20 protein-coding genes are annotated in these 18,392 nt (G+C 63.5%); 4 read left to right on the forward strand and 16 right to left on the reverse strand.

All coding sequences use genetic code 11. From position 1 onward, the window contains the following. Nucleotides 1–11: 11 nt before the first annotated feature. The 4 genes from F3H95_RS00610 to F3H95_RS00625 form a co-directional block, all read right to left on the reverse strand. The gene (locus F3H95_RS00610; protein WP_143125506.1) at nucleotides 12–983 is read right to left on the reverse strand and encodes a beta-ketoacyl-ACP synthase III; all 972 of its coding nucleotides are present in this window, start codon (nucleotides 981–983) and stop codon (nucleotides 12–14) included. 18 nt (nucleotides 984–1,001) lie between these two features. Further along, nucleotides 1,002–2,051, reverse strand: a complete 1,050-nt coding sequence (gene plsX / locus F3H95_RS00615) for a phosphate acyltransferase PlsX (protein ID WP_143125507.1) — start codon at nucleotides 2,049–2,051, stop codon at nucleotides 1,002–1,004. Between the two features lie 95 nt (nucleotides 2,052–2,146). After that, nucleotides 2,147–2,716 (reverse strand): DUF177 domain-containing protein, encoded by a 570-nt coding sequence (locus F3H95_RS00620; protein ID WP_149744585.1) that lies wholly within the window; start codon nucleotides 2,714–2,716, stop codon nucleotides 2,147–2,149. Nucleotides 2,717–2,725: 9 nt separating this feature from the next. Further along, on the reverse strand, nucleotides 2,726–3,262 hold the full coding sequence (locus F3H95_RS00625) for a ubiquinol-cytochrome C chaperone family protein (RefSeq protein ID WP_143125509.1): 537 nt from the start codon (nucleotides 3,260–3,262) through the stop codon (nucleotides 2,726–2,728). Between the two features lie 242 nt (nucleotides 3,263–3,504). Between F3H95_RS00625 and F3H95_RS00630 the strand changes: the two genes are divergently transcribed. Then, complete coding sequence (locus F3H95_RS00630) at nucleotides 3,505–4,011, forward strand: outer membrane protein assembly factor BamE (protein ID WP_244617836.1); 507 nt, start codon at nucleotides 3,505–3,507, stop codon at nucleotides 4,009–4,011. A gap of 87 nt (nucleotides 4,012–4,098) precedes the next feature. On the opposite strand, the gene F3H95_RS00635 is transcribed toward F3H95_RS00630, so the two are convergent. The 4 genes from F3H95_RS00635 to ribH form a co-directional block, all read right to left on the reverse strand. Beyond that, the gene (locus F3H95_RS00635; RefSeq protein WP_143125510.1) at nucleotides 4,099–6,237 is read right to left on the reverse strand and encodes a sodium-translocating pyrophosphatase; all 2,139 of its coding nucleotides are present in this window, start codon (nucleotides 6,235–6,237) and stop codon (nucleotides 4,099–4,101) included. 193 nt (nucleotides 6,238–6,430) lie between these two features. Next, nucleotides 6,431–7,657: an MFS transporter gene (locus tag F3H95_RS00640; protein ID WP_149744586.1), complete on the reverse strand. Its 1,227-nt coding sequence runs from the start codon at nucleotides 7,655–7,657 to the stop codon at nucleotides 6,431–6,433. A gap of 9 nt (nucleotides 7,658–7,666) precedes the next feature. Next, complete coding sequence (gene nusB / locus F3H95_RS00645; protein WP_143125512.1) at nucleotides 7,667–8,149, reverse strand: transcription antitermination factor NusB; 483 nt, start codon at nucleotides 8,147–8,149, stop codon at nucleotides 7,667–7,669. 3 nt (nucleotides 8,150–8,152) lie between these two features. Further along, the gene (gene ribH / locus F3H95_RS00650; RefSeq protein ID WP_143125513.1) at nucleotides 8,153–8,608 is read right to left on the reverse strand and encodes a 6,7-dimethyl-8-ribityllumazine synthase; all 456 of its coding nucleotides are present in this window, start codon (nucleotides 8,606–8,608) and stop codon (nucleotides 8,153–8,155) included. Between the two features lie 164 nt (nucleotides 8,609–8,772). On the opposite strand from ribH, the gene F3H95_RS00655 reads away from it, so the two are divergent. Together F3H95_RS00655 and F3H95_RS00660 are read left to right on the forward strand one after the other, a co-directional pair. After that, a complete protein-coding gene (locus tag F3H95_RS00655) occupies nucleotides 8,773–9,327 on the forward strand; it encodes a GNAT family N-acetyltransferase (protein ID WP_149744587.1) in 555 nt (184 codons plus the stop codon). Nucleotides 9,328–9,434: 107 nt separating this feature from the next. After that, nucleotides 9,435–9,773 carry a hypothetical protein gene (locus F3H95_RS00660; RefSeq protein ID WP_149744588.1) on the forward strand — a complete coding sequence of 113 codons (339 nt, stop codon included), beginning with the start codon at nucleotides 9,435–9,437 and terminating at the stop codon, nucleotides 9,771–9,773. 60 nt (nucleotides 9,774–9,833) lie between these two features. Here F3H95_RS00660 and F3H95_RS00665 read toward each other — a convergent pair whose 3' ends face one another. From F3H95_RS00665 to F3H95_RS00700, 8 genes are all read right to left on the reverse strand, one after another. Next, entirely contained in the window at nucleotides 9,834–10,457 is a 624-nt protein-coding gene (locus F3H95_RS00665; RefSeq protein ID WP_149744589.1) for a riboflavin synthase, read from the reverse strand. Further along, nucleotides 10,439–11,566 (reverse strand): bifunctional diaminohydroxyphosphoribosylaminopyrimidine deaminase/5-amino-6-(5-phosphoribosylamino)uracil reductase RibD, encoded by a 1,128-nt coding sequence (ribD, locus tag F3H95_RS00670; RefSeq protein WP_149744590.1) that lies wholly within the window; start codon nucleotides 11,564–11,566, stop codon nucleotides 10,439–10,441. Before ribD ends, F3H95_RS00665 begins: the two co-directional genes overlap by 19 nt. Nucleotides 11,567–11,570: 4 nt before the next feature. Next, on the reverse strand, nucleotides 11,571–12,050 hold the full coding sequence (nrdR, locus tag F3H95_RS00675; RefSeq protein ID WP_143125518.1) for a transcriptional regulator NrdR: 480 nt from the start codon (nucleotides 12,048–12,050) through the stop codon (nucleotides 11,571–11,573). A 15-nt stretch (nucleotides 12,051–12,065) separates the two neighbouring features. Beyond that, nucleotides 12,066–13,355 carry a serine hydroxymethyltransferase gene (gene glyA / locus F3H95_RS00680; protein WP_143125519.1) on the reverse strand — a complete coding sequence of 430 codons (1,290 nt, stop codon included), beginning with the start codon at nucleotides 13,353–13,355 and terminating at the stop codon, nucleotides 12,066–12,068. Nucleotides 13,356–13,537: 182 nt separating this feature from the next. After that, nucleotides 13,538–14,116, reverse strand: a complete 579-nt coding sequence (locus F3H95_RS00685; protein ID WP_244617837.1) for an NUDIX hydrolase — start codon at nucleotides 14,114–14,116, stop codon at nucleotides 13,538–13,540. Nucleotides 14,117–14,205: 89 nt separating this feature from the next. Further along, a complete protein-coding gene (locus F3H95_RS00690) occupies nucleotides 14,206–15,540 on the reverse strand; it encodes a L,D-transpeptidase family protein (protein WP_143125520.1) in 1,335 nt (444 codons plus the stop codon). Between the two features lie 377 nt (nucleotides 15,541–15,917). Next, nucleotides 15,918–16,430, reverse strand: coding sequence for a winged helix DNA-binding protein (locus F3H95_RS00695; protein ID WP_185969839.1), 513 nt, complete (start codon nucleotides 16,428–16,430; stop codon nucleotides 15,918–15,920). Nucleotides 16,431–16,659: 229 nt separating this feature from the next. Next, a complete protein-coding gene (locus tag F3H95_RS00700) occupies nucleotides 16,660–17,100 on the reverse strand; it encodes a DUF6163 family protein (RefSeq protein ID WP_149744591.1) in 441 nt (146 codons plus the stop codon). Between the two features lie 207 nt (nucleotides 17,101–17,307). Here F3H95_RS00700 and hemB point away from each other — a divergent pair, with 207 nt between their 5' ends. Then, the gene (gene hemB / locus F3H95_RS00705; protein WP_149744592.1) at nucleotides 17,308–18,321 is read left to right on the forward strand and encodes a porphobilinogen synthase; all 1,014 of its coding nucleotides are present in this window, start codon (nucleotides 17,308–17,310) and stop codon (nucleotides 18,319–18,321) included. The last annotated feature ends 71 nt before the right edge of the window (nucleotides 18,322–18,392 follow it).

Genomic DNA, 18,392 nt, shown 5'->3' on the forward strand with positions numbered 1-18,392 from the left:
TAAACGCGAGATTACCAGCGAATCAGAAGCGCGCCCCAGGTGAAGCCGCCGCCCATGGCTTCCAGCATCACGAGGTCGCCCTTCTGGATGCGCCCGTCGTCAGCCGCAACCGACAGCGCCAGCGGAATCGAGGCCGCAGACGTGTTGCCATGCAGGTCCACCGTGACCACCACCTTCTCCGGGGGAATGCCAAGCTTCTTGGCGGAGCCATCGATGATGCGGCGGTTTGCCTGGTGCGGCACCAGCCAGTCGAGATCCTCCGCGGTGGTGCCGGTCGATTCGAATGCGGCTTCGATCACGTCGGTGATCATGCCGACCGCGTGCTTGAACACCTCGCGGCCTTCCATGCGCAGATGGCCCACCGTGCCGGTGGAGGATGGACCGCCATCGACATAGAGCTTGTCCTTGTGCGAACCGTCGGAGCGCAGATGCGCGGTCAGCACGCCGCGATCGGCAATGGTGCCCTCCCCCTCCTGCGCTTCCAGAACGATGGCGCCGGCGCCATCGCCAAACAGCACGCACGTTGTGCGGTCGGTCCAGTCGAGGATGCGCGAGAAGGTTTCGGCGCCGATCACGATGGCGCGGCGGGCAAGGCCGGCACGCAGATGCGCATCGGCCGTCGCCACCGCATAGACAAAGCCGGTACAGACGGCCTGCACGTCGAAGGCATAGCCATGCGTCATGCCGAGCCGGTTCTGGATATTGACTGCCGTTGCCGGGAAGGTGTTATCGGGCGTCGAGGTGGCGACGATCACCAGATCGATATCGGCGGGCGTCAGGCCGGCGCGGTCCAGCGCTGCCCGGGCCGCCTGCTCGCCAAGCGAGGCGCTGGTTTCGCCATCGCCGGCAATGTAGCGCTGACGGATACCGGTGCGCTGCACGATCCAGTCATCGGACGTTTCCACCAGGCTTTCGAGTTCCTTGTTCGGGACGACGCGCTTGGGAAGCGCTGCGCCATACCCGAGAACCACTGAACGGATCATGCTCGTTGTTCCTGTTTCTTACGCCGCTTCTTCCGGTCCTGCCGGTGGCAGGCGGCGGGCATGATAGGTCTTCAGATCCTGTGCGATCTTGTCGTTGAGGGCATTGCGCACCATGTCGTAGCCGACATCGATGGCCGAGGCATAGCCCTCCGCATCCGTGCCGCCATGGCTCTTGATGACGATGCCGTTGAGGCCGAGGAAGACGCCGCCATTGACCTTGCGCGGGTCCATCTTCTCGCGCAGCAGGTCGAAGGCGCTCTTGGCGAGCAGATAGCCGATCTTCGACAGAAGTGTGCGCGACATGGCCGAGCGCAGCAGTTCCGCCATCTGGCGGGCAGTGCCTTCGGCCGTCTTCAACGCGATATTGCCGGTGAAGCCTTCGGTAACGACGACGTCGACCACGCCCTTGCCGATGTCGTTACCCTCGACGAAGCCATGATAGGCAATGGTCGAAAGACTCGCCTCGCGGATCATCCGCCCGGCTTCCTTGACCTCTTCCTGGCCCTTGACCTCCTCCACGCCGACATTCAGCAGTCCGACGGTCGGGCGGTCGATTTCGAACAGGGCGCGCGCCATGGCGCCGCCCATCAGGGCAAAGTCGAGGAGCTGCTGCGCATCGGCGCCGATCGTGGCCCCGATATCGAGCACGATGCTTTCGCCGCGCAGCGTCGGCCAGATGCCGGCAATCGCCGGTCGTTCGATATTGGCCATGGTGCGCAGGCAGAACTTGGCCATGGCCATCAGGGCGCCCGTATTGCCGGCGGATACGACGGCATCCGCCTCTCCCGTCTTCACCGCCTCGATGGAGCGCCACATGGAGGAGGTATAGCGGCCGCGGCGCAGGGCCGCGCTCGGCTTCTCATCCATGGTAATGGCCACTTCGCAATCATGGAAGACGGATTTTTCCCGAAGCTTCGGATAACGGGCGAGAAGCGGCTCGCATTCGGCCTTCTGGCCAAAGATGATGAAGGTGACATCCGGATGGCGTTCAAGCGCCTTGGCGGCGCCCGGAATGACAACCGAGGGACCGAAATCGCCACCCATGGCGTCGAGAGAAATCCTGATCACGCGCTCCTGATCCTTCTGTCCCGCGCTTGGCGAAATCGCGGCCAAAATACTGCTTTTGCCGCCGCATACAACTCATTCCTCAGAAAATGCAAACCCTATTCCTTGTTTTTCCAGTCCTTCAGCACGGCGAAGGGATTGGGCTTGCGCGCGTCGGTCTTCTCGTCCGATTCGATGTGGTCGGCGAATTCGCTGCCCGCCTTGCGCGGATAGGGATCGAGCGCCAGCGCCACGAATTCGGCCACCACGGCACCCGCATCGATGGTATCGCCGACAAAGGTTTCCGGCAGGTCCGGACCATCGGGGTCCAGCACCATTTCGGCGCTGTCGCCGGTCATCAGACGGGCAAGCTTTGAGCCTTCAGGCACGAAGATCTGCTCGAAGGGTTCGTCGATGAAACCGTCCACCGGCTCCAGCGTCACCACGCAGGCCTGCACCACATGCGCCTTCACCCGGCCCTTCAGCCGCACGCCATCCTTCTTCCATCGGCCGACCTGCATCTCTGCCGACAGCGATTCCACCGACAGGGCCTGCCAGAGGTCGGCAAGCGCCTTCCGCTCGCGCGGATCGGCCTCCACATGCACGGTCACGGCATTGGCAGAGATGTGCCCGACCTTGACGGGATAGGAAAAGGGCGCCGGTGCGCCATGATCCGGATTCGAACTCACGATTGAACCTCACGTTTCGGGCGTTGGCAGCACGAGCATGCCGCGAGCGATCGTATCCTCGGGCACCTCTTTCAATGCTGCTTCCGCCGATATCATCCATCGGGCAAGCCCGTCCATGGCGGGGGCTGCCGCATCACCGGGGTGAAGATTGCGACGCAGCGCCTCTTCAAGGCCTGCCGCATCATCCGCATCCATGGCCGCCGCATAGGATTTCACGCGGCCATAGAACATGCCGGCCAGCTTCTTCATGCGCTTCGGCACACCCTGATCGCCAATCCCCAGTTCCCGGATCGAATGGTCGATATCCTGGAAGAAGGCATCGATGATCTCCTGCGCCAGTTCCTGCCCGCTGGTGGCAGACGAGGCCGTGCGCCGGAAGAACAGGATCATCACCACCGACAGCATCTCGAAGCGGCCCATGACCGTATCGGGCACGCCGAGATCACTATAGAAGAAAGGAATGCGGGCGGCCGAAGTCAAGGCCGCGTACTGGCGCTCGACGATGGCGCGATTGCCGTTTTTCCTGCGGAACAGACCAAAGATCATCAAACCCTGCACTCTTGCCCGTCAAACCGGGGACTGGCCATGCCAGCCGTGTTGCATGGAAACGAAAGCTGGTTTACCGAAGCAGGCACGAATTGCAATGCCGTTGAGGCATGGCAACTGCCGACCGGCGGGAATTCGGGAAAAGCCGGCGGTGAAAGCGCCGGGCATTCGTGGAATAGCCACAATGCTGTCGCAGCACGGCGGTCTACGGAAGGCGGGATGGAACACATGAGGACAGCGTGTTGAGCAAGCGGGTGTTTGGGTCTCAAGTCAATATGGCCGGCAAGGCCGCGATCCTGGCGGTCTCCATGACGCTGGGTCTGGCCGGCTGCAGCACCGGCATCGGCGAAACCATGTATAACGGCTACGTGCTGGACAAGGATGCGCTCGACCTGACGCCCGTGGGCTCCAGCCGCGAGCAGGTTCTGCTCTCGATGGGCACGCCGTCGACCACGGCGACCTTCGACGGCGAAGTGTTCTATTACATTTCCCAGAAGCGCCAGCGCCCGGTCGCCTTCATGAAGCCGCGCATCGTCGACCAGACGGTCGTCGCCTATTACTTCGACAAGAAGGGCATCGTGACCCGCCGCGCCGTCTACACGATGCAGGACGGCAAGGTGTTCGATACGATCAGCCGCACGACGCCGACCGGCGGCCGCGACCTGACCTTCCTGCAGCAGCTGCTGACGGGTGCCGGCTCCGGCGCCAATGCGGGCGCGGCAGCCTTCCGCAACCTGCTCGGCAACTGAGTCCGGCAGACCTTCGACACACAGGAAACCCGCGGAGACGATCCGCGGGTTTCTTCATTTCGGGGTCTTGTGTCGAGGGATGTTGCGTCAGGCGGCGAGAATCGCCAGCAGCAGCAGCGCCACGATATTGGTGATCTTGATCGCCGGGTTGACGGCAGGCCCCGCGGTATCCTTGTAGGGATCGCCCACGGTATCGCCGGTAACGGAGGCCTTGTGCGCATCCGAGCCCTTGAAGTGCTTCTGGCCGTCCTTGTCGACAAAGCCATCCTCGAAGCTCTTCTTGGCATTGTCCCAGGCGCCGCCGCCCGAGGTCATCGAAATCGCCACGAACAGGCCGTTGATGATGACCCCGAGCAGCGAGGCGCCGAGCGCCGCAAAGGCCGAGGCCTTCGATCCCGAGATCACCAGCACGCCGAAATAGACGACGACGGGTGCCAGCACCGGCAACAGCGAGGGCAGGATCATTTCGCGAATCGCCGCCCGCGTCAGCATGTCGACGGCACGGCCGTAATCCGGCCGGTCCGTGCCCTGCATGATGCCGGGCTTTTCACGGAACTGCCGGCGCACTTCCTCCACGACAGCACTGCCGGCCTTGCCGACGGCCGTCATCGCCATGCCGCCAAACAGGTAGGGGATCAGGCCGCCGAAGAGGAGACCGGCCACCACGTAAGGATTGGCGAGGCTGAAGGAGATCTCGCCGATGCCGGCGAAATACGGATATTGCTGGCCGTTCGCCGCGAAATAGGCGAGATCGTTGGAATAGGCGGCAAACAGGACAAGCGCGCCGAGGCCGGCCGAGCCGATGGCATAACCCTTGGTGACGGCCTTGGTGGTGTTGCCGACCGCATCCAGCGCATCGGTGGACTTGCGCACTTCCGGCGGAAGGCCTGCCATTTCGGCAATGCCGCCGGCATTGTCGGTGACCGGGCCGAAGGCATCGAGTGCGACGATCATGCCGGCAAGGCCGAGCATGGCGGTGACCGCAATGCCGGTGCCGAACAGGCCGCCCAGCTGATAGGTGGTGATGATGCCACCGACGATCACGATGGCCGGCAGCGCGGTCGATTCGAGCGAGACGGCCAGCCCCTGGATGACATTGGTGCCGTGGCCGGTGACGGAGGCCTGGGCGATGGAATTGACCGGGCGCTTGTTGGTGCCCGTGTAGTATTCGGTGATCACCACGATCAGCGCGGTCACCACGAGGCCGAGAATGCCGCAGGCGAACAGGTTGGCGCCGGTAATCTCCTTGCCGGCCACGGTGCCGATGGCGCCCCAGCCGATGGTGAGGCTGGTGGCAATGCCGAGCCCGACGATGGAGAGCAGGCCGGTGGCGATCAACCCCTTGTAAAGCGCGCCCATGATCGAACCATTGGAACCGAGCTTGACGAAGAAGGTGCCGGCTATCGAGGTGAGGATGCAGACCGCGCAGATGGCCAGCGGATAGAGCATGATGAGCCCAAGCGCCGGAACGCCGGCGAAGAAGATTGCCGCCAGCACCATGGTCGCCACCACCGAGACGGCATAGGTTTCGAACAGGTCGGCCGCCATGCCGGCGCAATCGCCGACATTGTCGCCGACATTGTCGGCAATGGTGGCCGGGTTGCGCGGATCGTCCTCGGGAATGCCGGCTTCCACCTTGCCGACGAGATCGCCGCCGACATCGGCGCCCTTGGTGAAGATGCCGCCGCCGAGACGGGCAAAGATGGAAATCAGCGAGGCGCCGAAGCCGAGCGCGACCAGGGCATCGATGACGTGACGGCTGCCGGGCGCATTACCCAGCAGGTAGACCAGGATCCAGTAGTAGATCGACACGCCAAGCAGCGCGAGACCGGCCACCAGCATGCCGGTGATGGCACCGGACTTGAAGGCGATGTCGAGGCCGGCCGACAGGCTGTGCGAGGAGGCCTGGGCGGTGCGCACATTGGCGCGCACCGACACATGCATGCCGATGAAGCCGGCCGCCCCGGACAGGACGGCGCCGATGACGAAGCCAATGGCGGCAAGGCCGGACAAGAGCAGCCATGTACCGATCGTCACCACCGCACCGACGATGGCGATCGTCATGTACTGGCGCGTCAGATAGGCCTGCGCGCCTTCCCGGATATAGCCGGCGATTTCCTGCATGCGCGGATTGCCCTGGTCCGCGGCCAGGACCGACCGTGTGGCCCAGGCGGCGTAGACCACCGACAAGAGACCGCAGACGATCACACCCAGTATCACTGTCATACGATTGTTCCTCTCCCAAAAGGCCGGCCGCAAACATTACGCCGGCATGGAACGGCAAGGCTCCCCTCCCAAGGAACGTATGATGCCGTTCGCCCGCGAGATTGCGGTTGTGATGAAATGGCGTCAAGGGCTTGCCCGGCAAGGGGAGCCTGAACACCCTACTTCAGACGGAGAATGGCGTATTTGCCAAAAATCAAGCTGAGGTTGCGGACTTCTGCCGCAGAAGAAGCAGGCCGATCAGCACCAGGCAGAGAATCGCGACCGGCCAGATGAACAGGTTCATGAAGGACCAGCCATAGGCGGTGAAGACCTTGCCGGAAGAGAAGGAAGAAAGCGCCACGGTGCCGAACAGGATGATGTCGTGGAACCCTTGCACCTTGTCGGCCTCGTGCGGGCGATAGGTGGAGGCAACGATGGAGGTGGCGCCGATGAAGCCGAAATTCCAGCCGATGCCGAGCAGCACGAGGGCCGCCCAGAAGTTCCACAGTTCGATGCCCATGTGGGCAACGACCGCGCAGGCCATCAGCGTGACGAGGCCGAGCGCCACCACCTTTTCCGCGCCGATACGGGCGATGATCATGCCGGTGAAGAAGCTCGGGCCGAACATGGCGAGCACATGCCACTGGATGCCGAGCGTGGCAAGCTCCGTCGGAAAGCCGCAGCCGACCACCATGGCGAGCGGCGCGCCCGTCATCACGAAGGACATCAGCGCATAGGTGCCGATGCCGCAGACCATGCCGGTGGCGAAACGTTGCGTGGCGATGATCTCGCGCAGCGGCCGGGCCGGCTGGCCGGACGCGGAGGTCCTTGTCGGCTGCGGAAGCTTCAGGAAGGCAAGGATGCCGATCGCCGCCAGGCAAAGCGGCAAAAGCGCCAGAAAAGTGCCCGCAAAGGTGACCGGTTCGAAGGCGTCCTTTGCCCAGATCGCCAGCTGCGGCCCGATGACGGCGGAGACGATGCCGGCGCCGAGGATCCAGGAAATCGCCTTGGGCTTGTAGGAGGATGGCGAGGCATCGGCGGCGGCAAAGCGGATCTTCTGGGTGAAGCCGCCGCAGATGCCGATCAGCATCAGGGAGAAGGCAAACAGCCAGAACTCGCCGCGAAACAGCGCGATGGTCGCAAGCGTGCCGCCGGTGGCGCCGATCATGGCGCCGGTCATGAAGGCCGCGCGGCGACCAAGGAAGCGCGACACGATGGCAATGCCCATGGCGCCGAGCGCGGTTCCGACATTGAAACCGGTGACCGGGGCAGTCGCCAGCGATTTATCGGCGGCCAGCAACTGATAGCCGGCCAGCGAACCGACAGAAATCGTCATGGGCGCCGCCGAGCCGAGGATGGCCTGGGTGCCGGCCAGCAGGGCGACCGTGCGCTTGGCGGCCACAAGCTGCCGCTCCAGTCCACCGCCGCCTGTGCTGTCCATGATCCCTGCCTATTTCCTGGTTTCGCCGCGCACCTGCTTGGCAATGCGGTCGAGCACCGCATTGACGATCTTCGGCTCGTCGCCCTCGAAGAAGAAGGCCTGGGCGATCTCGACATATTCCGTGACGATCACCGGCACGGGCACGTCCTTGCGCTCCAGGATTTCGAACGTGCCGGCACGCAGGATGGCACGCAGCGTAGAATCGAGACGCGACAGCGGCCAGCCTTCCTGCAGGGTGGCCCGCACCAGCGGATCGATCTTCGTCTGGTCGCGCACGACGCCGGAGACGATGGAACGGAACCAGGAGGGATCGGCCTTCAGATAGGTATCGCCGTCCAGTTCCTGGCCGAGACGATGTTCCTCGTATTCGGCCACCACTTCCAGCACGCCGGTGCCGCCGATATCCATCTGATACAGCGCCTGCACGGCGGCAAGACGGGCGGCACCCCGCTGGTTGGCCGGTTTCACCGGCGGCTGCAGATCCTTCGACATGGCTCAGGCACCCAGCTTTTCACGCAGCTCGATCATGGTGAGAGCCGCGCGGGCCGCGAAACCGCCCTTGTCCTTCTCGCTCTTCTTCACACGCGCCCAGGCCTGCTCGTCATTCTCGACGGTCATGATGCCGTTGCCGATCGCAAGCGATTCCGACACGGCGAGATCCATCAGCGCACGCGAGGATTCGTTGGCGACGATGTCGAAGTGATAGGTTTCGCCACGGATGACCATGCCGAGCGCGACGAAACCGTCGTAGTTGACGCCGCCCTGTTCGGCCGCGTCGAGCGCCATGGCGATCGCCGGCGGGATTTCGAGCGCGCCCGGCACGGTGATCACGTCATAGGTGGCGCCTGCCTCGTCCAGCGCCGAGGTTGCGCCGTGGAGCAGCGCGTCGGCCATATCGTCGTAAAAGCGGGCCTCGACGATGAGGAGATGAGGCTTCAGAGAATCGGTCATGGGTCGTCCTGGTCGCAATTCTGCGATTTGAGATGTTGGGAATTGGGCCGGTCAAACCACGGCGCGCGCGGAATGGCAAGCGATTTTCGCAAAGGGCCGGCTGGCCGCGGCCGGCGGAAGCGGTCAGATTACGCCCTCGCGACAGAGACCGGAGTGCCAGACCGATGCCGGACATGCCCATACTCGAGACCGAGCGTCTCATCCTCAGACCGCACAGCCTTGCCGACTACCCGGACTTTACTGCGCTCTGGGCCGATGAGACTGTCGTGCGCCATATCGGCGGCAAGCCCTCGACGGCAGAGGCAAGCTGGATCCGTCTCATGAACCGTGCCGGCATGTGGCACTACATGGGCTTCGGTTTTCTGGCCATCGAGGAGCGGGAAAGCGGGCGGTTCGTGGGCGAGGCCGGCTTTCACGAGGTGCGTCGCGACATGACGCCCTCCCTCGTCGGCACGCTGGAGACCGGCTGGGTTCTGTTGCCCAAGTTTCATGGGCGAGGCTACGCCCTGGAAGCGATGACCGCGCTGATCGGTTGGGCGGAAGAACGCTTTGCAGGCCGCATGATGACGGCGATCATCGCACCGGAAAACACGCCCTCGCGCATCCTTGCCAGCCGCCTCGGCTTCACGGAGTTCGCGCGGGCCAACTATCATGGCGACGTGGTTGTGCTGCGCCGGCCTGTCACAGCCGAGAGCCCCGGAAACATGGCCAAGATTTAACCATTTATGACAGGCTGGTGAATTGGATTTGAAGGCGATCGGCGCGACCATGATCCCGGTCGGCAACGGCATGGCCGCTTTCCCGACCCATGAGGAGGAGTATAGCGATGAAACGCCTGATCACAGTATGCATGACCGGTCTTCTGGCCACCGCCGCCCTTGCGGGCACCAGCCAGGCAGCGATGTCGGCGGCGGATCGAGCGCTAGCGGCGGATCACAATCCCCGCTTCCTGCTGATGCGGACCGACGAGATCGAGGATCATGTCAGCCTGCAGGACTATCTCAATGACCTGTCGCCGCAGAGCCCGGAGGTGAAGGACCTGCAGGTGGCGATCCGCGAGAACCCTGTGCTTACGAAGGAACTGAAGGCTCAGGATGTCGAGATCCGCAACGTCATCTATGCGGATGAAGCCGCCGACGGCAGCTTCGTGCTCTACATGCGTTGATCCGCGACCTGCGGTTCCGCAGGAGGAACCGGCGTCCGGCAGCCGGCCGGACGCCTCCGGTCAACCGGCCTTCACGGCAGACGGGAACTCGGCCAGGCGCGCGGCATAGCGGGCCATGGTATCCACCTCAAAATTCACGAAATCGCCGGCCTTGCGCTCGCCCCAGGAGGTCACCTCCAGCGTGTGGCGGATCAGCAGGATGTCGAAATCCGTGCCATCCACGGCATTGACGGTGAGCGAGGTGCCGTCGAGCGCCACCGATCCCTTCGGCGCCACGAACCGTGCGAACTCGACCGGTGCACGCAGACGGATGCGGACGGCCTCGCCTTCCGGCGTGACGGACAGGATTTCCGCCTTGCCATCCACATGGCCGGAGACAATGTGACCGCCGAGTTCATCGCCGATCTTCAGCGCCCGCTCCAGGTTGACGCGGGTGCCGACGCTCCAGGAGGAGATCGTCGTCAGCCGCAGCGCCTCTTCCCAGGCTTCCACCTCGTACCAGCGCATGTTGCTGTCGCTTTCGGAGAGCTTCGTCACCGTGAGGCAGACGCCGGCATGCGAAATGGAGGCACCGATATCGATCGTGGCGGGATCATAACTGGTGGCAATGCGCAGGCGGATACCCTCATCGAGCGGCACCAGGTCGGACACGGTGCCGACATCCGTCACGATACCCGTAAACATTCAAATTCCCTTTCGTAATCACAGCAGGTGTCGGTGCCGAACCGCATGCGGCGGACCGGTTTGTACGCCTTCGGGATATCGTGTGCCGTTACCGGCGATTCAATGCCATCGGCGCCGATCACGCCTTCGCCCTGGAACAGCAGGATGCGATCGACCAGTCCGGCATCGAGGAAGGCACGGGCAACGGAGGCACCGCCCTCGACCAGCAGCGAGGACAGGCCGCGGTCGGCCAGTTGCGTGAGGAGCGACGAGAGGTCGTCCGCGGCGAGGATCTCGACGCCGGCTTGCGTGAGATGCTGGCGGCGGAGGTTTTCATCCGAGATGAAAACGTCGGGAGCAAAATCCCCCTCTGCGCTGCCAGCCGCAACGACGATGACCGGCACGTCCCTCGCGCTCCGCACCAGTTTCGATGTCAGGGGCAGACGCAGCTGGCGGTCGAGCACGATACGGACCGGCGAACGCTCTTCCAGACCCGGCAGCCTGACCGTCAGTTCCGGATCGTCGGCGATGGCTGTCCCGATGCCGACGAGGATCGCATCGATTTCAGCGCGCAAGGCATGCACCTGCGCACGCGATACGGGACCGGTGATCGCCACCTGCCCGGCATCGCGCCGGCCGATCATGCCATCCGCGGAAACCGCAAGCTTCAGCGTCACATGCGGGCGGCCCTTCATCTGGCGCATGAGATAGGCTTCGAGCGCCCGACGCCCCTCCTCCAGCACGCCACTGACGACCTCGATGCCCGCATCGCGCAAAATCGTGAGGCCACGGCCGGAGACGCGCGGATCCGGATCGGTGAGGCAGACGACGACACGGGCAATGCCGGCCGCGACCAGCGCATTGGCGCAAGGGGGCGTCCTGCCATAATGGGAGCAGGGTTCGAGCGTGACATAGGCAGTGGCGCCGCGCGCGCCCTCGCCCGCAAGGTCCAGCGCCTGGGTTTCCGCATGCGGACGCCCGCCGCGCGCCGTGACGGCAGAGCCCAGGATCACGCCATCCTTGACGATCAGGCAGCCGACGGACGGGTTGGTGGCGGTGAGACCCGTGTGGCGGCGCGACAGCCGGATGGCGGCCGCCATGAAGCGCCGGTCCTCGGGTGTCACGACCATCGGATCACGACTCCGCCGTCGAGTCGCGGCCGATCTTCGCGTTGATCTCGGCAATCACCTTCTCGAAATCCTCGGCATGCGAAAAATCGCGGTAGACCGAGGCATAGCGGACGAAGGCCACGTCATCGAGGCTCTTCAGCGCTTCCAGCACCTGCAGGCCGATCTGCTCGGAAGAGATCTCGCTCTCGCCCGAGCTTTCGAGCCGGCGCACGATGCCGGATACCGCCCGCTCAATGCGATCGGCATCGACCGGGCGCTTGCGCAGGGCGATCTGGAAGGACCGCACCAGCTTGTTGCGATCGAAAGGCACCTTGCGGCCGGTCTTCTTGGTCACCGTCAGCTCGCGCAGCTGCACGCGCTCGAAGGTGGTGAAACGCCCGCCGCAATCCGGGCAGATGCGCCGCCGGCGGATGGAGGTGAAATCCTCCGCCGGACGCGAGTCCTTGACCTGTGTGTCTTCGGAACCGCAATAGGGGCAGCGCATCGACCAAATTGCCTCTTACATGTAGGGGTACATCGGGAAGCGGTCGGTGAGAGCCACGACCTTTTCGCGCACGGCGGCTTCCACGGCGGCATTGCCCTCATCCGAATTGGCGACCTTCAGGCCATCGAGAACCTCGACGATCAGGTTGCCGATTTCGGCGAACTCGGCTTCCTTGAAGCCGCGCGTCGTCCCGGCCGGCGTGCCGAGGCGAACACCGGAGGTGACGAAAGGCTTTTCGGGGTCGAACGGAATGCCGTTCTTGTTGCAGGTGATGTAGGCGCGGCCGAGAGCGGCTTCCGCGCGCTTGCCGGTGGCATTCTTCTTGCGCAGGTCGACCAGCATCAGGTGGTTGTCGGTGCCGCCGGAGACGATGTCGAGATTGTGCTTGATCAGCGTCTCGGCCAGCGTCTTGGCGTTCTTCACTACCTGGGCGGCATAGTCCTTGAATTCCGGCTGCAGCGCCTCGCCGAAGGCAACAGCCTTGGCGGCGATCACATGCATCAGCGGACCGCCCTGCAGGCCGGGGAAGACGGCCGAGTTGAACTTCTTCGCCAGATCCTCGTCATTGGTGAGGATCATGCCGCCGCGCGGGCCGCGCAGCGACTTGTGGGTGGTGGAGGTGGCCACATGGCAATGCGGGAACGGCGACGGATGCACGCCACCGGCAACGAGGCCAGCGATATGGGCCATGTCGACCATCAGATAGGCGCCGACCGAATCGGCGATCTCGCGGAAGCGCTTCCAGTCCCAGATGCGCGAATAGGCCGTGCCGCCGGCGATGATCAGCTTCGGCTTGTGCTCTTCGGCCTTGCGGGCCACCTCGTCCATGTCGAGCTGGTGATCGTCTTCGCGAACGCCGTAGGAGACGACATTGAACCACTTGCCGGACATGTTGACCGGCGAACCATGCGTCAGGTGACCACCGGAATTCAGGTCGAGGCCCATGAAGGTATCGCCCGGCTGCAAGAGCGCCAGGAACACGGCCTGGTTCATCTGCGAACCGGAATTCGGCTGGACGTTGGCGAAGTTGACGCCGAACAGCTTCTTGGCGCGTTCGATCGCGAGTTCTTCCGCGATATCGACGAACTGGCAGCCGCCGTAATAGCGCTTGCCCGGATAGCCCTCGGCATACTTGTTCGTCATGATCGAGCCCTGTGCTTCAAGCACGGCGCGGGAGACGATGTTTTCCGAGGCGATCAGCTCGATCTCGTGACGCTGACGACCGAGTTCCTTCTCGATGGCGCCAAAGATTTCCGGATCGGATTCGGAGAGCGGACGGGAGAAGAATGCATCTCGATGCGACATGTCAGGGCTCCTGCAAGAAACTGATGCGATGGCGTCATATCCCCCCGCCCCGGCAAGGGCAATACGTGCAGCGACATTTGCCGGGGGAGGCAGCGACCAAATTGCTACGTCGCGCATTTTCCCGCGGTTTTCCGCTGCGTCAGGAGGTCGCGCATCCGTCTCCTGCCCCCAATCCGGCGGTGTCAGGTCCGGATGTGACCGGTCGCCATCAGCGCCAGACTGAGAGCCGCCACATGCATGGACTGGAGAATGCCCCCCGAGCGCAGGCCGGCGACCACCTCGGCAACCGGCGCAAGATGCACGCTCATGCCCTCCTCACCCGCCTCCTGGTTCGGCGCCCGATCAAAGGTCACACCGCGGGCCAGAAAAGTGTGGACGCGGTTGGTGTTGGTGGCCGGATTGGCATAGAGCGAAGAGACGGGCTCCGGAACGGCCGCCACGCGGTAGCCGGTTTCCTCCAGCAGTTCGCGGGCTGCGGCCTCGGCCAGCGACCGATCCTCGGGATCTGCAACGCCGCCCGGCAGTTCCGTGACCCAGGCGGCAACGCCATGCCGATACTGGCGCACCATCACCACCTCGTCGGCTTCGGTGATCGCAACGATGTTCACCCAGTCGGCATAGCTGAGGACGTAATAGGGGCTGATCTCGCGACCGGACGGCGTCTGGCAGTGATCGGCACGCAGGTCGATCCAGCGATCCTTCAGCACGCGCTCCGAGCGGAGCACGGTCCAGTTCTTTTCCAGAGGCCCGTTCTTGTCCATCGGCGTGCTCCCCTGTGTCGCGCGTCTTTAGCCCATCATGAAAATGGCCGCCCGGTGGGGCGGCCATGCCGATGTGCTGAACCTGCCGCTCAATTGCGCGGCAGCATGTCGTCATCGATCGGGCCGGCATTCTGCTCGACACCGGTCTTGGTCTGCAGCGCAAGTTCGGTCGCACCGTCACGCAGGTAGATGTCGTCGCGGAACTGCACGACACCGTCCTTCGCCGACCAGGCGGTGATGTAGACGAAATAGACCGGCACTTCGACCGCAAGCTTGATCGGGTTGTTCTGGCGCGAGGCGATGACGCGCTCGATTTCCTGGCGCGACCAGCCGGGCGTGTCGCGCAGCAGCCAGGTGATGAGGTCGCGGACGTTCTGCACGCGCACGCAGCCCGAGGATTCAAAGCGCATCAGCTTGTTGAACAGGCCCTGCTGGGGCGTGTCATGCATGTATTCGTTGTTTGGATTGTGGAAGTTGATCTTGGTCGACGCCATGGCGTTGTTCTTGCCGGGGTCCTGCCGGAACATCAGGTTCGGCGCCTTGGGGGCGAACCAGTCCACGGTTTCCGGCGCCACTTCCTGACCGCGGCCATCGAACAGACGGATGTTGTTGCGCGACAGGTAGGTCGGGTCCTTGCGCATCAGCGGCACGATATCCTTCTCGATGATCGAGCGCGGCGCCGTCCAGTACGGGTTGAGGATGACCTCGTAAATCTTGGAATTGATCATGTGCGTCGGGCGGTCGATGCGGCCGACGACGGCGGTGTTGCGCAGCACGACGCGGCCGTTTTCGACAGCCTCGATATAGGCAGCGGGAATGTTGACCATCACATGCCGGTCGCCGAGATCGCCCGACATCGACTGGATGCGGACGAGATTGGTTTCCAGCTGGCCGAGGCGGGTCTGGGCCGGAATGTTCATCGCTTTCAGCGTGTAATCGCCGAGCACGCCATCGACCGGCAGGCCGTGACGGGCCTGAAAGCGCTTGACGGCGCCATCCACGTAGGAATCGAAGGAATTGGACATGCCGGCCGAGCGCGGCAGGTCGCCTGCGATCATCAGGCGCTGGCGCAGCTGCTGGACGGCCGGTTCGGCAGAACCGATGCGGATGCCGGCCTGGCTGGGCTGCACCTGCGGCCAGCCACCATTCGCAACAATGGTCTGGTAAGTGGCGATCGCCTGCTGGAGATACATCGGCGAGGCCGGACCCAGCACCGGATTGTTGGACACAACCTCAACGGCCGTGCGGGAGGCGGCATTGGCATCAAACTGGTCATCCCAGGTGCCGCGTTGCGGGGCCGAAATGATCTCCTGCAGCGCATCCTGCGCAAGAGCAGGCGCCGCGAGAGCAACCGCCCCCAGGGAAGCAGCCGACCGCAGCACGGTCCGGCGGGACAGAAGTTCGGATTCGCTCTTTTTCGACATCATTCGATCCACGTTATCCGCAAACACATCAGGCGTGCATACACGGATATGGTTAACAAAGCATCCTGTGGCGATGTTCCATCCCGCAGCCTGCGGGATGGGCCGGCCGGTCAAGCAAGCCGGAAGATTCCACAACCAGATATGGCGGGTCCCATAGCAATATGGCCACATCTTGTCAGCACAAAGCCGCTCACGTCGGCGTGTTGCAACGTGAGTTTTGCCTGCTGTTGCAAGACTTCATCGCCGGCGCGCCGCTGGCGGGGCACACAGCGCGAAAACCGGATGCGCAGGGGACGCATCCGGTTCCGATCGCGACTGGAGGTTCTGGGATCAGTCAGCGGCGATGGGGAAGGAAAAGCGCGGGAGGAGCGCACTCTTCAGAGGCGGTACATGATGGAGTCGTTCCAGAAGCGGTCGAGGCGCTGCAGCAGCTTGTTCATCTGGGCGAATTCGCCCTCGCCGATGCCGCCGACCTTTTCGATGGAGCCGATATGGCGCTCATAGAGCTTGGCAACCACCTCGGCGATCTCCTGGCCGGACTTGGTCAGGCTGATGCGGACCGAGCGGCGGTCGATGCGCGAACGCTGATGGTTGATGAAGCCGAGATCGACCAGTTTCTTGACGTTATACGAAACGTTAGAACCGAGGTAGTATCCACGCGAGCGCAACTCGCCGGCCGTCAGTTCGGAGGTCCCGATATTGAAGAGCAGGAGGGCCTGCACCGCGTTGACGTCGTCACGACCCTGGCGGTCGAACTCGTCCTTGATGACATCGAGCAGTCGCCGATGCAGTCGCTCGACCAGATGCAGCGACTCCATATAGAGGCTGCGGATCGTTTCATCCTGGGCGTCGGCCACAGACTGCGCCTGGGGCTTGATCTTGGTGTTCAACATGTCTGCCTCACTGTTTCGTTTGGCGGTGTCTGTTTTCCCGCCTTGTGAGAGACACTATCGAATGCGCATAAAATTCGACTTAAAACACAGGGCTAACAAGGGTTTAACCGCTGAGCCACCGGCTTGCACAAACCCCGGGAGCGTAACCCGTCCCGAATATGTGCCCATATTTTTCAAGGACTTGCGCAAGATTTCGGTGGCAGGAGACACGGAAAATCCGTCGCAATCAGGGTAAATCGACCCTTACCCGTTCCTCCTGCTTGCGCCGTTCATCGAGCCAGATGGCGAGCCGGAAGACCACGTAAAGCAGCGCCACGAGCGCGTGCATCAGCGGGATGATGAGATTGCGGCCGAAGATTTCAGGCCAGACCTCGTACATGCCGAGCTGGATGCCGGCGGCGATGGCCCAGAGTACCGGGCCCCAGGACACCGCCAGCCACAAGCCGAGCGCTGCCACCGGATAGACAACGGCAAGCGAGGCTGCCGCGGCACGCCAGGGAAGGTTGAGCAGGTCGAAACGGGCGCGCCCCTCGAAGGAATAGCCAACGAGCATGCCCCAGTATTGCAGGCCGAACCACAGGCAGACCACGGCGATCAACCTGAGGAAGACCACGAACAGGATCTCGGTGAGACTGAGCCTCGGTGTCGCGGGTGAATCAGCGTCCATGGCGCGGAAGATAGACCGGTTCCGTGCCGCCCGCCAGCCGGGAGGGTGTGTTTGGATGGGGAGGACAGGCCAGCCGCGCCTCCGCCTTAGCCACACTGGCCGCCGAGGCGGGCGATCGTTCTGCCTGCGGCAGCCTGCCTCTTCGCAAAGCGGGCACCAGCATGATAAGCCAGCCGCAAGACTGGAATTGACGAAAGCGAGCCCGCCATGAACGACAAGACCCACCTTGTGGACGAGATCACCGGCCACCGTCGCATGCGTCGCAACCGCAAGGCCGACTGGACGCGGCGTCTGACCCAGGAAAACAGGCTCACGGTGGACGACCTGATCTGGCCGATCTTCATCGTGCCCGGTCAAAACATTGTCGATCCGATCCGCGCCATGCCGGGCGTCAACCGGATGAGCGTCGACAAGGCAGTGGAAGCCATCCGCGAGGCAGCCGATCTCGGCATTCCCGCCATCGCCCCCTTTCCGGACGTGGAGATGGACAAGCGCGACCCGACCGGCTCGGAAATTCTCGCGCGCGACAACCTGATCAACCAGTTCGCCCGCGCGGTGAAGACGGCCGTGCCCAATATCGGCCTCATCACCGACGTGGCGCTCGATCCGTTCACCAGCCACGGCCATGATGGCATTTTGCGCGACGGCATCATCGTCAACGACGAGACGGTGGACCAGGTGGCACGCGCTGCCGTGATGCAGGCGGATGCCGGCGCCGACATCATCGCGCCGTCCGAAATGATGGACGGGCGCATCGGCGCGATCCGCCGCGCGCTCGACGCGGCCGGCCACCAGGATGTCGGCATCATGTCCTATGCCACGAAGTTTTCCTCGGGCTTCTATGGCCCCTATCGTGAGGCGATCAACACCGGCGGCCTCTTAAAGGGCGACAAGAACAGTTATTACATCAGCCCGGCCAACGGCACGGAGGCCCTGCGCGACGCAGCACTTGACGTGGAGGAAGGCGCCGACATGCTGATGGTGAAGCCCGGCCTTGCCTATCTCGACATCTGCTGGCGCATGAAGGACGCTTTCGGCCTGCCGACCTTCGCCTATCAGGTTTCCGGCGAATACACCCAGATCAAGGCAGCCGCCATGAACGGCTGGATCGATGGCGAGCGGATCATGATGGAGACGCTGCTCTGCTTCAAGCGGGCCGGCTGCGACGGGATCCTCACCTATTTCGCGGTGGATGCGGCGCGCAAGCTGAAGAGCGCCTGAAGAAGCCCCGGCGGGCAGGATCGTATGGGCGCCCAGCGCGCCCCTCGCCTTTCCACCTTGTGAAGGGGGCC

Source organism: Rhizobium sp. RU35A, from assembly GCF_900156005.1.
Classification (GTDB): Bacteria; Pseudomonadota; Alphaproteobacteria; order Rhizobiales; family Rhizobiaceae; genus Neorhizobium; species Neorhizobium straminoryzae.

Bases quoted from the DNA above. Each gene is read 5' to 3' on its own strand.
- F3H95_RS00610 (WP_143125506.1), bottom strand. From the start codon at position 983: ATGATCCGTTCAGTGGTTCTCGGGTATGGCGCAGCGCTTCCCAAGCGC.
- F3H95_RS00625 (WP_143125509.1), bottom strand. From the start codon at position 3,262: ATGATCTTTGGTCTGTTCCGCAGGAAAAACGGCAATCGCGCCATCGTC.
- F3H95_RS00635 (WP_143125510.1), bottom strand. From the start codon at position 6,237: ATGACAGTGATACTGGGTGTGATCGTCTGCGGTCTCTTGTCGGTGGTC.
- F3H95_RS00640 (WP_149744586.1), bottom strand. From the start codon at position 7,657: ATGGACAGCACAGGCGGCGGTGGACTGGAGCGGCAGCTTGTGGCCGCC.
- nusB (WP_143125512.1), bottom strand. From the start codon at position 8,149: ATGTCGAAGGATCTGCAGCCGCCGGTGAAACCGGCCAACCAGCGGGGT.
- ribH (WP_143125513.1), bottom strand. From the start codon at position 8,608: ATGACCGATTCTCTGAAGCCTCATCTCCTCATCGTCGAGGCCCGCTTT.
- F3H95_RS00655 (WP_149744587.1), top strand. From the start codon at position 8,773: ATGCCGGACATGCCCATACTCGAGACCGAGCGTCTCATCCTCAGACCG.
- F3H95_RS00660 (WP_149744588.1), top strand. From the start codon at position 9,435: ATGAAACGCCTGATCACAGTATGCATGACCGGTCTTCTGGCCACCGCC.
- F3H95_RS00665 (WP_149744589.1), bottom strand. From the start codon at position 10,457: ATGTTTACGGGTATCGTGACGGATGTCGGCACCGTGTCCGACCTGGTG.
- ribD (WP_149744590.1), bottom strand. From the start codon at position 11,566: ATGGTCGTGACACCCGAGGACCGGCGCTTCATGGCGGCCGCCATCCGG.
- nrdR (WP_143125518.1), bottom strand. From the start codon at position 12,050: ATGCGCTGCCCCTATTGCGGTTCCGAAGACACACAGGTCAAGGACTCG.
- glyA (WP_143125519.1), bottom strand. From the start codon at position 13,355: ATGTCGCATCGAGATGCATTCTTCTCCCGTCCGCTCTCCGAATCCGAT.
- F3H95_RS00685 (WP_244617837.1), bottom strand. From the start codon at position 14,116: ATGGACAAGAACGGGCCTCTGGAAAAGAACTGGACCGTGCTCCGCTCG.
- F3H95_RS00690 (WP_143125520.1), bottom strand. From the start codon at position 15,540: ATGTCGAAAAAGAGCGAATCCGAACTTCTGTCCCGCCGGACCGTGCTG.
- F3H95_RS00700 (WP_149744591.1), bottom strand. From the start codon at position 17,100: ATGGACGCTGATTCACCCGCGACACCGAGGCTCAGTCTCACCGAGATC.
- hemB (WP_149744592.1), top strand. From the start codon at position 17,308: ATGAACGACAAGACCCACCTTGTGGACGAGATCACCGGCCACCGTCGC.